The organism is Nocardioides sp. Soil796 (genome assembly GCF_001429525.1).
GTDB lineage: Bacteria > Actinomycetota > Actinomycetes > Propionibacteriales > Nocardioidaceae > Nocardioides.
This window is the reverse complement of sequence record NZ_LMSQ01000018.1, coordinates 959,495-971,427: the sequence shown is the minus strand read 5'-3', so window position 1 is coordinate 971,427 and position 11,933 is coordinate 959,495. Positions and strand designations below refer to the sequence as shown.

Below are 11,933 nucleotides of genomic sequence, written 5' to 3'. Positions count from 1 at the left end.
GTGAGCGATCCCTTCGTCGAGCACCGCAACCTGCTCTTCACGGTTGCCTACGAGATGCTCTCCTCGGCCGCCGACGCCGAGGACGTCGTCCAGGAGACGTGGCTGCGTTGGGCCGAGGTCGACCAGCCCGAGGTGCGCGACCCGCGGGCCTACCTGGTGCGGATCGCCACCCGGCAGGCACTCAACCGGATGCGCACGCTCGAGCGGCGCCGGGAGTCGTACGTCGGACCATGGCTGCCCGAGCCGTTGTTGACCACGCCCGACGTCGCCGATGACGTCGAGCTGGCCGACTCCGTCTCGACGGCGATGCTGATGGTGCTCGAGACGCTGAACCCCACCGAGCGCGCAGTGTTCGTGCTGCGGGAGGTCTTCGGTTTCGAGTACCCCGAGATCGCTGCCGCGGTCGACAAGTCGGAGCCGGCGGTGCGCCAGATCGCGAGCCGGGCCGGCAAGCACGTGCAGGCCCGACGCCCGCGGGCCGTCGTACCGGCGGACACCGAGAGCGTGCTGGAGCGGTTCATGGCGGCCGCGGCAGGCGGCGACCTCCAAGTCTTGATGGACGTGATGGCGCCCGACGTCGTCATGTTCAGCGACGGCGGCGGGCTCCGGCAGGCCGCACTGCGCCCGATCCACGGCCGCGACAAGGTGATGCGCTGGCTGGTCGGTGTGATGGGGCGCGACGCGGGTGTGATGACACTCGACACGGTGCAGGTCAACGGCCAGCCGGCGATCCGGTTCTTCCTCGATGGCGTGCTCGACGTGGTCGGCACAGTGCGGTTCGAGGACGGGGTGGTCACCGAGATGTACCTCGTGCGCAACCCGCACAAGCTGACCCGGGCCGACAAGGACGTCGTGCAGCTGAGCCGCTGAGGTCGTACGCCGGCACGTCCCGTCGGTCGAGCGCGCCGCCGGGCGGTCGTACGGCGGCACTTGTGCGGTGCTGCTGACGGTTCGCACGCGTCACGACGCGTGTGGAGCGACCGTAACCCCGCGTTACTCGGGGCGGGCGGGGCGTGGGGTAGATTCGGGAGCTCAAGAGACAGGGGAGCCCTCCGGCCAGCGAGCCGGGGAGCTGAGAGTGCGGGCCCAGCAGACCACGCTGGCCGCAGACCCTCAGGACCTGATCCGGTTAGCACCGGCGAAGGGAGTCGGAGATGAACCGCGCACTGCGCACCACCCTGGCCACGATCACGGCCCTGACGTTGACGGGCGCAGCGTCGTGCACGCTGCTGGCCGACGACGGGGACGACTCGGGCGAGACCAAGATCGAGGCGACCGACGGCGTCGACCCCGCCGACGCGATCGCCGGAACCACCGTCACGCTCGTCACCCACGACTCGTTCAACCTGCCGAAGAAGCTGATCCGCCAGTTCCAGAAGGACACCGGCGCCACGCTGAAGATCCGGCCCTCCGGTGACGCCGGCAAGCTGACCAACGCGCTGGCGCTGAGCCAGTCGAACCCGATCGGCGACGTGGCGTTCGGCGTCGACAACACCTTCGCCTCGCGCGCGGTCGACGAGGACGTCTTCGCGACGTACGCCGCAGAGCTGCCCGGCAGCGCGGAGAAGCTGCGCCTCGACGGCGACGCGGGGGACAAGCTCGCGCCGATCGACCAGGCCTCGGTCTGCGTCAACGTCGACACGGCCTGGTTCGAGAAGAACGACCAGGAGCCGCCGACCAGCCTCGACGACCTCACCGACCCGGCCTACAAGGACCTCACGGTGATCCCCGGCGCGGCCACCAGCTCGCCCGGTCTGGCCTTCCTGCTCGCCACGATCGCCGAGTACGGCGACGACTGGCCCGACTACTGGACGGACCTCGTCGGCAACGGCGCCGAGCTGACCGAGGGCTGGACCGACGCCTACTACGGCGGTTTCACCGGCGGTGGCGACGGCGACCGACCGATCGTGGTCTCGTACGACACCTCGCCCGCCTTCACCGTGGACAAGAAGACCGGCGAGACCACCACCGCGGCCCTGCTCGACACCTGCTTCCGCCAGGTGGAGTACGCCGGCGTGCTGGAGAACGCGAAGAACCCGGTCGGCGGCCAGGCCGTCGTCGACTGGCTGCTCAGCCCTGAGGTCCAGGCCGCGCTGCCCGACAACATGTACGTCTTCCCGGTCGACGACTCCGTCGCGCTGCCGAAGGAGTGGGCGAAGTTCGCGCAGCAGCCGACCGAGCCCTACGAGGTCTCCGCCGACGACATCTCCGAGCACCGCGCCGAGTGGCTGACCGAGTGGACGGACATCGTCAGTAGGTGAAGCGCCTCCTGACGCTCGCCGGGCTGGCCGCGCTGCCGGTCCTGGTGCTGGGTGTCTTCTTCGTGCTGCCGGTCACCGGCATGCTCGGGCAGGGGCTCTGGCCGGACGGCAGGTTCGCCCCCGGCGACGTGCTCGAGGTGCTGGCCCGGCCCCGGGTGCACCGGGTGCTGTGGTTCACCGTCTGGGTCGCGGCCACGGCCACGCTGGTGACGCTGCTCCTCGGCGTACCCACCGCCTATGCGCTGCACCGTCTGCGGGTGCCCGGCCGGAGCGTGGTCAGAGCGGCCTTCCTGGTGCCGTTCGTGCTGCCGACCGTGGTGGTCGGGATCGCCTTCGACCGGCTGGTCTCCACCGGCCCTCTCGAGGTGCTCGGCCTCGACGGGTCGCCGGTCACGATCATCGCGGCGATGGTGTTCTTCAACCTCGCGGTCGTCGTACGCACGGTCGGGGCGGCGTGGGAGGGACTCGACCCGCGACCCGGTGAGGCGGCCGCAGCGTTGGGCGCCTCCCCGTGGCAGGTGTTCCGGACCGCCACGTTCCCGGCGCTGCGCGGATCGGTCGTCTCCGCGGCCAGCGTCGTCTTCCTGTTCTGCTCGACCGCGTTCGGCATCGTGCTGGTGCTCGGCGGCCTGCGCTACTCGACCGTCGAGACCGAGATCTACCTGCTCACCACCAGCCTCTTCGACCTGCCCGCCGCAGCAGCCCTGTGCCTGTTGCAGCTGCTGGTGGTCACCGTGCTGCTCCTGCTCGCCGCCCGGGCCCGTTCGGCGCCGGGCCAGGCCGCCCGCCGTCGTGTCGAGCCCTCCCGGGTCAGGTTGTACGACGCCCCGGCGTTGCTCGCGACCGCACTCGGGCTGCTGCTCGTCGCGGTGCCGATCACCATGCTGGTCACCGGCTCGTTGCGGGTCGACGGGGCGTGGAGCCTGGCCAACTACCGGGCCCTCGACACGACCGGAGGCGACGGCCTCGTCGACGTCACGGTCGTCGAGGCGCTGGTCAACTCGCTGCGCACGGCCGTCGACGCGACCTGGATCGCGCTGCTCATCGGGGGACTGGTCGCGGTGATCGCGACCCGCCGCTCGCACGGCCCGGCCGAACGCCGGATCCGCGGACTGCTCGACGGCTTCTTCATGCTGCCGTTGGGGGTCTCGGCGGTCACCCTCGGCTTCGGCTTCCTGATCACCCTCGACGAACCCCCGGTCAACTTCCGCGAGTCGCCGCTGCTGGTGCCGATCGCGCAGGCCCTGGTGGCGATGCCGCTCGTGGTGCGCACGCTCGTCCCGGTGCTGGCCGGCATCGACGACCGCCAGCGCCAGGCCGCGCACTCGCTCGGCGCCTCCCCGCTGCGCGCACTGGTCACGATCGACCTGGCCGTGGTGTGGAAGCCACTGCTGGCCGCCGCCGGGTTCGCCTTCGCCATCTCGCTGGGGGAGTTCGGTGCGACCTCCTTCCTCTCGCGGGTCGACCACCCGACGCTGCCGGTGCTGATCTACCGCCTGCTCGGCCAGCCCGGCACGCACAACTACGGCATGGCGCTGGCGGCGGCCGTCGTACTCGCCCTGGCCACGGCGTCGGTGATGTTCGTCGTCGAGCGGCTCCGGGTGCCGGGCGTGGGAGGGTTCTGACGTGCTGTCCCTCCACCAGGTCACCGTGACGTACGGCGCCGCCGTCGCCGTCGACGACGTGTCCCTGGAGCTGTCGGCCGGCGAGGTGCTCGCGGTGCTCGGCCCGTCGGGCTGCGGCAAGTCGACACTGCTGCGCGCGGTCGCCGGCCTCGAGCCGGTCTCGGCAGGCCGCATCACGTTCGACGGTGGCGACCTCGCCGGGGTGCCGACCCACAAGCGCGGCTTCGCCCTGATGTTCCAGGACGGCCAGCTGTTCAACCACCAGAGTGTCGGCGCCAACGTCGGCTACGCGCTGCGCATCAGGCACCGGCCGCGCCGCGAGGTGGCCACCCGGGTCGAGGAGCTGCTCGAGCTGGTCGGCCTCGCCGGGTACGCCGACCGTGCCCCGGCCACCCTCTCCGGTGGTGAGCGGCAACGCGTCGCCCTGGCCCGTGCCCTCGCCGTCGAGCCGCGACTGCTGCTCCTCGACGAGCCGCTGAGCGCACTCGACAAGTCCCTGCGCGAGCGGTTGGCCCTCGACCTGCGCGAGATCCTCACCCGCGCCGGGACAACGGCCCTGTTCGTCACGCACGACCACGAGGAGGCGTTCGCGGTCGCCGACCGGATGGCGCTCATGCGTGCCGGACGACTGGTCCAGGACGGCACGCTGGCCGAGGTCTGGGAGCACCCCGCCGACTCGGAGGCCGCGTCGTTCCTGGGCTACCCCACCGTGCTCGACGGCTCGGCCGCCGACGCCGTACTCACCGCGGCAGGTCTTCCGGTCGGGGACGGCGTGGCGCTGCGCAGGTCGGCACTCCGGGTGTCCGCGGAAGGCCCGCTGCACGGCGTCGTGCTGTCGTCGCGGGTCACCCCGGACGCCGTACGCGTCGAGGTCGACGTGCCCGGGGTCGGTGTCGTGGCATCCGTCACGTCCGACGGCACCGCGCCCCCGTCGCCCGGGCAGGAAGTGCGTCTCGAGGTGGCGCGGAACCGGCTCGCGGTGATCCCGAGACGTTGATCGTCGGGGGCGGTCCCCTAGACTGCCCGCGTGTATCGCCGTGCCTACGTCCTCCTCGTCGGGGTCGCAACGTTGATGGGCGCCCTCGCTGTCTTCACGGCGATCAGCCTCGGAGAGCGTGTGGTCGACCCCGAGGGCTTCCTCGGTCCGTCGTGGCTGCGGTTGCCTCTCCTGGTCTTCGGGGCGTTGCTCCTCGACATGCTGCCGCGGACGCTGTGGCTCTCGAAGATGAAGCCCAAGGCGATGTGGCCGATCGTGATGGAGCGCTGGCACTCCCACTGGAACCGCGAGCGGCTCACGCTGGTGGTCCTGGGCCTGGTCTGCTTCTACATCACCTACGTCAGCTACCGGAACCTCAAGTCGTTCCTGCCGCAGGTGCTCGGCGTCGACTACAAGTTCGACCGGCCGCTGCACCTGCTCGACAAGGCGATCTTCTTCGGGCACGAGCCGGCCACCGTCCTGCACGCGGTGCTCGGCACCAACTACTCCGCGCACGTGCTCTCGACGATCTACCTGTGGTTCCTGCCGATGGTGCCGTTGGTGCTGACCGCCTGGCTGATCTGGTCGAAGAACCTCAGCTACGGCTACTGGTTCGCCACGTCGCAGTGCCTGGCCTGGAGCCTCGGCACGGCGTCGTACTACCTACTGCCGACGCTCGGCCCCGGCTTCGAGTACCGCTTCCTCTACACCGACCTCAGCCCGACAGGGGCGTCCCAACTGATGGAGGCGTTGTCCTACGGGCGCGTCGGCGTCTATTGGGGCGGGCGCGTCGATGCGGTGCAGTCTGTCGCGGGCTTCGCGAGCCTGCACTGCGCGATCACGCTGCTGGTGGCCCTGATGGTGCAGTACACGATCAAGGTCAAGTGGCTCAGCTGGGCGATGTGGATCAACTTCGGCATCACCGTCGTGGCCACCCTCTACTTCGGCTGGCACTACATCGCCGACGACGTCGCCGGTGTCGCGATCGCGGTGATCTCGTTCTACGTCGGTGGGCTGGCCTCCGGGCAGAAGTTCGACAGACACGGGTTGTCGAGCCATCCGACGACGACGACCTCGCAGATCCCCGTCGACAAGGACTGACCCGCCCCTCCTCCACACTCGCTCTTCCAGAACGTCCTGCGTCCTGGCTGCCCCGGCAGCCGGACCGCAGGACGTTCTGTCTTTGGGGCCGAAACCGGGACATCGTCCGCGAATTACATGGATGTAATTCGGAAATTACACGCTTGTAGTTTGTCAAGGCGACACGCCGATACTTTTGAGAAATCTGGAAAGAAGTGTTTCTTTTGTGACTGGTGAGCACTAGCGTGCTCAAAGTGCCTCGGGCGATGGGGAAGTCGCCCGAGGTCTCCAGACAGACAAAGGGGCTGAATATCGTGCGACGGACCACCTCGGGCCGACCGCTGCTTGCCGGGCTCGCCGGTGTCCTCACGCTTGCCTTGTGCGTGCCGGCCGCCGTGGCCGACCCGGACCCGGGATCGGGCGGGGACACTCCGAGCCAGGCCGAGGTCGACGCCGCCAAGTCGGCCGCGACCAACATGAAGCGCACGGTCGCCAGCGTCCAGGCTGATCTCGTGATGGCCAACCAGCGGCTCCAGGAGGCCGGCGTGAAGGCCGGCCAGGCGGCCGAGGCGTACAACGCCGCCCGGTGGAAGCTCCAGGAGGCCCAGCGTGCCGCCGCCGCGGCCGACCGCAGGGCCGCCGGAGCAGAGTCCCGCCTCGAGGTCCAGACGGTCGCCTACAGCGACATGGTGGCCGACAACTACGAGATGTCGCCCGAGGTCACCGCCCTCTCGTCGATGATGAAGCAGGACGGCTCCGAGGCGATGCTCGACGACGCCCACACGATGTACACCGTCGACAGCTCGATCGAGGACATCACCAAGGCGTACGACGCCGCGGCGAAGGTCGCCGAGCTGGCCTCGGACCAGGCCGACGACGCCCACGACGCAGCGGCCGCCCTCGAGGTCGAGGCCGAGTCGGCCCGTGCCGAGGCCGAGGCGCAGGAGCAGGCCGCCCTCTCGGAGGCCAGCGCGGTGGCCGCGGAGAAGGACTCCCTGATCCGCGAGCTGGCCAACCTCCAGGACATCTCGGTGTCCCTGGCCTCGCGCCGCCAGTCCGCCCTCGAGGCCGCCGCCCAGCTGCGTGCGGCCCGGGCCGCACAGCAGGCCGCCGTCGAGGACGATGCGCCGGCCACGACGACCGTCGACCCGACTCCGACCACGACGTCCGACGAGCCGAGCGACGAGCCCGCGCCGCCGACCCAGGACCCCGAGCCGAGCGACCCGCCGAGCGACGAGCCCGCGCCGCCCACCCAGGACCCCGAGCCTGAGCCCGACCCCACACCGCCGCCCCCGTCCTCGTCGGGCGCGCAGGCCGCGATCAACTTCGCGCGGGCCCAGATCGGTGAGCCCTACGTGTGGGCGGCGGCAGGCCCCAACTCGTGGGACTGCTCGGGCCTGACCATGAAGGCGTGGGCCGCCGGTGGGAAGTACCTCCCGCACTACTCCGTCGGGCAGTACGACACCGCGACGCCGATCAGCTCCTCGAACCTGCGCCCCGGTGACCTGGTCTTCTGGGGATCCTCGAGCAGCCCGTCGTCGATCTACCACGTCGCGCTCTACGTCGGGAACGGCCAGATGATCCACGCGCCGCGCACCGGTCGTGACGTGACCCAGGAGTCGATGTACTACTGGATCCCGCCGAACTTCTACGCTCGGCCCTGAGGTCGCGCCGGCGCACAGTCGGTACGGTGGCGGCATGGCCACCGAGACCGTGACGCCCGAGCCCGACGAAGAGACCGCCGGCTACACCCGGCCCGACGTGGACGTGGCCGAGCTGACCCGGCTCCTCGACGGGAAGTACGCCGAGGTGCGGGGCCTGGTCCGCAGCAACCTGGTGCAGCACGCCGGCATGCTGGCGGAGGCCGAGACCCTCGACCTGCCGGCGTTCAAGGACCGGGTCAAGGACATCGTTCTCGACGTCGCCGGCACCGGGCAGACCGCGGTCGCCTTCCCCGCGGCGTACGGCGGGTCAGACGACACCGGGGCGGCAATCGCGGCGTTCGAGACGATGGCGTTCGGTGACCTGTCGGTGCTGGTCAAGATCGGCGTGCAGTTCGGGCTCTTCGGCGGAGCCATCCAGCAGCTCGGCACGAAGCACCACCACGACACCTACCTGCGCGACACGATCAGCGGAGAGCTGATGGGTTGCTTCGCGATGACGGAGGCGGGCCACGGCTCCAACGTGCAGGCGCTCGAGACCGTGGCGACCTACGACGTCGCCACCCAGGAGTTCGTGATCACCACGCCGAAGGAGTCGGCCCACAAGGACTACATCGGCAACGCAGGACGGCACGCCGAGCTGGCCGTCGTCTTCGCCCAGCTCGAGATCGGTGGCAAGACGGAGGGCGTGCACGCGTTCGTCGTACCCATCCGCGTCGACGGCGAGCCGGCGCCCGGCGTACGCATCGAGGACTGCGGCCGCAAGATGGGCCTCAACGGCGTCGACAACGGGCGGCTCTGGTTCGACGGCGTGAGGGTGCCGCGCACGGCGCTGCTCAACCGGTTCGCCGACGTGACCGCCACCGGCGTCTACGAGTCGTCGATCGAGAACCCCAACAAGCGGTTCTTCACCATGCTCGGCACCCTCGTGCTGGGTCGGGTCTGCGTCGGCGGCGCCAGCATCAACGCGTCGAAGGTGGCCCTGGCCGTCGCGGTCAAGTACGCCGTACGCCGCCGGCAGTTCGAGACCTCCGACGACCAGCCCGAGCAACTGCTGCTCGACTACGGCCAGCACCAGCGACGGCTCTTCCCACTGCTGGCCCGCACCTACGCGATGCACTTCGCGCAGGAGGTGCTGGCCAGTCGCTGCCACGACGTGTTCTCGGGCGCCACCACCGACGAGGCAGACCGCCGGGCCCTCGAGTCACGAGCCGCAGGCACCAAGGCACTCGGCACCTGGCACGCCACCCGCACCATCCAGGAGTGCCGCGAGGCCTGTGGCGGTGCGGGCTACATCTCGAAGAACCGGTTCGACGCGCTCAAGGCCGACACCGACGTGTTCATGACCTTCGAGGGCGACAACCACGTGCTGCTGCAGCTCGTCGCCAAGGGGCTACTGACCGGATACTCCAGCGACTTCTCCGACCTCGACCAGCTCGGCATGGTCAGGTTCGTGGCCGGCATGGCCGTCGACACCGTGCTCGAGCGCACCAACGTCCACAAGCTGCTCGAGCGGGTCAAGGACCTCCTGCCCGGCGGCGACGAGTGGGACCAGGAGGCCGGGCTGCTCGACCCGAACTTCCAGCAGGCGATGCTGCGGTTCCGTGAGGAGCACATGCTCAGCGGCGTGGCCCGTCGGCTCAAGCGCGGTGTGGACACCGGCATGGAGCCGGGCGAGGTGTTCTCGCGTGTGCAGGACCACGTCATCGCGACCGCGAAGGCCCACGTCGAACGCCTCGTGCTCGATGCGTGCGTCGAGAAGGTCGCGCAGATGCCCGAGGGTGACAACAAGGTTGCGATGGGACTGATGGTCGACCTCTTCGCGCTGACCACCATCGAGGCCGACCGGGCCTGGTTCATGGAGCATGGTCGCCTGACCTCGCAGCGCTCCAAGGCGATCAGCCGCGAGATCAACGGCCTGTGCCGGAAGGTGCGCCCGATCGCCGTCGACCTCGTCGACGCGTTCGGGATCCCGCCCGAGGTGATGCGCGCCGAAGAGCTCCTCACCTGGGGCGACTGACGCTCGCGGAGGTCGTCCCCGTACGAAAACTGCCCGATCGACGTGATGTTTCGTGTCGATCGGGCAGTTTCACGGGCGGGCCTGTGGTTCGGCCCGCGCCGTACGTCGTGTGAAGCGGGTCAGTGACCGGCCTTCTTGGCCCGCTCGAACGAGGCGAGCACCTCGGCCTCGGCCTCGGTGCGACCGACCCAGTTGGCGCCCTCGACGGACTTGCCGGGCTCGAGGTCCTTGTAGACCTCGAAGAAGTGCTGGATCTCGAGGCGGTCGAACTTCGAGACGTGATTGATGTCGCGCAGGTGCTCGAGGCGCGGGTCGTGGGTGGGCACGCACAGCACCTTGTCGTCACCGCCGGCCTCGTCGGTCATGCGGAACATGCCGATTGCGCGGCACTTGATGATGCAGCCGGGGAACGTCGGCGCCTGCAGGATGACCAGCGCGTCGAGCGGGTCGCCGTCCTGGCCGAGCGTGTCCTCGATGTAGCCGTAGTCCTCGGGGTACGCCGTGGAGGTGAACAGCATGCGGTCGAGGTAGATGCGACCGCTCTCGTGGTCGACCTCGTACTTGTTGCGGGACCCCTTGGGGATCTCCACCATCACGTCGAACTCCAACACAGCATTCCTCCGCATCATCGGCATGCTCGCGCACCCGGCCTGCGGGCGGCGAAAGATCATGACCCGAACATCGGGCCGGCAACATCTTCGCGCACAATGGGCGCAAACGTGCACTCGGAAGGGACGAATTGGTGAAACGGCGTGACGCAGGCCACACCTCGAGACGCCTGTCGTCGTGGCTGCCGATCCTTCTCGTGCTGGCCGTGGTGGCCGCCGGCTTCGCCTCGTTCCAGTACGACCTGGGTGACCGGCTCGGCATCGCCCCCGACGATCCGGCCGACCCGGCGCAGGTCGCTCCGCCGCGCGGGCTCGACCTGCCGGCGCTGACCACACCGCGCCCGGTGGCCGCCGCAGCACCGACCGACAGTCGCGTCGACCCGGCCAAGGTGCGCCGGGCGCTCGCGTCGTACGCCGCTGAGAAGGACCTCGGCAAGCACCGGGTGCTCGCGGTCGGCAGCCTCGACGGCAGCGTCTGGTACGACAACGCGGGCGGCACGTTCATGCCCGCCTCCACCATGAAGCTGCTCACCGGCATGGCCGCGCTCGAGGCGATCGGGCCCGACGTCACGTTCCGTACGACGGTCGTGGCCGGCGCCAAGCCCCGCGACATCGTGCTCGTCGGCGGCGGCGACCCGTTCCTGACCGACAAGCCGGCCAGCTCGACGACGTACCCGAAGCCGGCCGACATCCGCACCCTGGCCCGCGAGACCGCGGCCGCGTTGACCGAGCAGGGCCAGGCGCAGGTGCGCCTGCAGTTCGACGACTCCCTCTTCACGGGACCGTCGGTGAACCCGCACTGGCCGGCGAGCTACATCCCCGAGGCCGTCGTGCCACCGATCACCGCGCTGTGGGTCGACAAGGGCGCCAAGCGCGACTCGTGGGGCTTCGAGTCCGACCCGTCCCGGGCGGCCGCGATGCTCTTCTCCGCCGAGCTGCGCCGGGCCGGCATCAAGGTGACCGGTACGCCGCAGCGCACGACCGCCGCCGACGGTGCGGCCGAGCTCGCCGGCGTCGAGAGCGCCCCCGTCTCGCAGATCGTCGACCGGGTGATCTCGGTCAGCGACAACGAGGGCGCCGAGATCCTCTCCCACCAGGTGGGGCTGGCCGAGGGTACCGGCGGATCCTTCGACGGCGGCGCGCGTGCCGTGCGCAAGGTGCTCGGCCGGCTCGGAGTGCCGCTGGCCGGCACCCGGATCCACGACGGCAGCGGGCTGTCCCGCCAGGACCGGCTGACCACGCAGGCGCTGCTGGGCGTGCTCGCCACCGCCGCCCGCGACGCCAATCCCGACCTGCGCACCGTGATCACGGCACTGCCCGTCGCCGGCTTCACCGGCTCGATGGCCGGACGCCTCGGCGACAGCAACACGTCTGGGCCGGGCCGCGTGCGGGCCAAGACCGGCACGCTGACCGGGGTCCACGGGCTGGCCGGGGTGACCACCGACCTCGACGGCAACGTGTTCACGTTCGTCTTCCTGGCCGACCGGGTGACCGAGGTGCTGGAGGCCCGCGACACCCTCGACGACCTCACCGCCGCGCTGGCGGCCTGTCACTGCTCGTCCTGACCCTGGTTGGTCGTTGCTCGGCCTGCTCGACCACCGGAGCGCGCTCTGCGCACGNCACTGGTGTCTCGACACGGCGGTCGCGGCTTCGTTCCTCAGCCGCGCGCCTGCTCGACCCGGCGCCCCGTGTCCAGCGCACC

Annotated in this window: 9 protein-coding genes; 8 read left to right on the top strand and 1 reads right to left on the bottom strand. The window is 70.1% G+C overall.

The window, feature by feature from the left end:
- From ASH02_RS27070 to ASH02_RS15985, 7 genes are all read left to right on the top strand, one after another.
- Complete coding sequence (locus tag ASH02_RS27070) at positions 1-870, top strand: RNA polymerase sigma-70 factor (RefSeq protein WP_056688836.1); 870 nt, start codon at positions 1-3, stop codon at positions 868-870.
- Positions 871-1,154: 284 nt separating this feature from the next.
- A complete protein-coding gene (locus ASH02_RS16010; RefSeq protein WP_057295059.1) occupies positions 1,155-2,261 on the top strand; it encodes a thiamine ABC transporter substrate-binding protein in 1,107 nt (368 codons plus the stop codon).
- The gene (locus ASH02_RS16005) at positions 2,258-3,886 is read left to right on the top strand and encodes an ABC transporter permease (protein ID WP_057295058.1); all 1,629 of its coding nucleotides are present in this window, start codon (positions 2,258-2,260) and stop codon (positions 3,884-3,886) included. Before ASH02_RS16010 ends, ASH02_RS16005 begins: the two co-directional genes overlap by 4 nt.
- Position 3,887: 1 nt before the next feature.
- Positions 3,888-4,883, top strand: coding sequence for an ABC transporter ATP-binding protein (locus ASH02_RS16000; protein ID WP_057295057.1), 996 nt, complete (start codon positions 3,888-3,890; stop codon positions 4,881-4,883).
- 30 nt (positions 4,884-4,913) lie between these two features.
- Positions 4,914-5,963 carry a phosphatase PAP2 family protein gene (locus tag ASH02_RS15995; RefSeq protein ID WP_056688825.1) on the top strand — a complete coding sequence of 350 codons (1,050 nt, stop codon included), beginning with the start codon at positions 4,914-4,916 and terminating at the stop codon, positions 5,961-5,963.
- A gap of 293 nt (positions 5,964-6,256) precedes the next feature.
- Positions 6,257-7,606 carry a C40 family peptidase gene (locus ASH02_RS15990; RefSeq protein WP_057295056.1) on the top strand — a complete coding sequence of 450 codons (1,350 nt, stop codon included), beginning with the start codon at positions 6,257-6,259 and terminating at the stop codon, positions 7,604-7,606.
- 34 nt (positions 7,607-7,640) lie between these two features.
- Positions 7,641-9,623 (top strand): acyl-CoA dehydrogenase family protein, encoded by a 1,983-nt coding sequence (locus ASH02_RS15985; protein WP_056688819.1) that lies wholly within the window; start codon positions 7,641-7,643, stop codon positions 9,621-9,623.
- A gap of 119 nt (positions 9,624-9,742) precedes the next feature.
- On the opposite strand, the gene ASH02_RS15980 is transcribed toward ASH02_RS15985, so the two are convergent.
- Complete coding sequence (locus ASH02_RS15980) at positions 9,743-10,258, bottom strand: inorganic diphosphatase (RefSeq protein ID WP_442938280.1); 516 nt, start codon at positions 10,256-10,258, stop codon at positions 9,743-9,745.
- A gap of 107 nt (positions 10,259-10,365) precedes the next feature.
- Between ASH02_RS15980 and dacB the strand changes: the two genes are divergently transcribed.
- Complete coding sequence (dacB, locus tag ASH02_RS15975) at positions 10,366-11,796, top strand: D-alanyl-D-alanine carboxypeptidase/D-alanyl-D-alanine endopeptidase (protein WP_056688814.1); 1,431 nt, start codon at positions 10,366-10,368, stop codon at positions 11,794-11,796.
- The last annotated feature ends 137 nt before the right edge of the window (positions 11,797-11,933 follow it).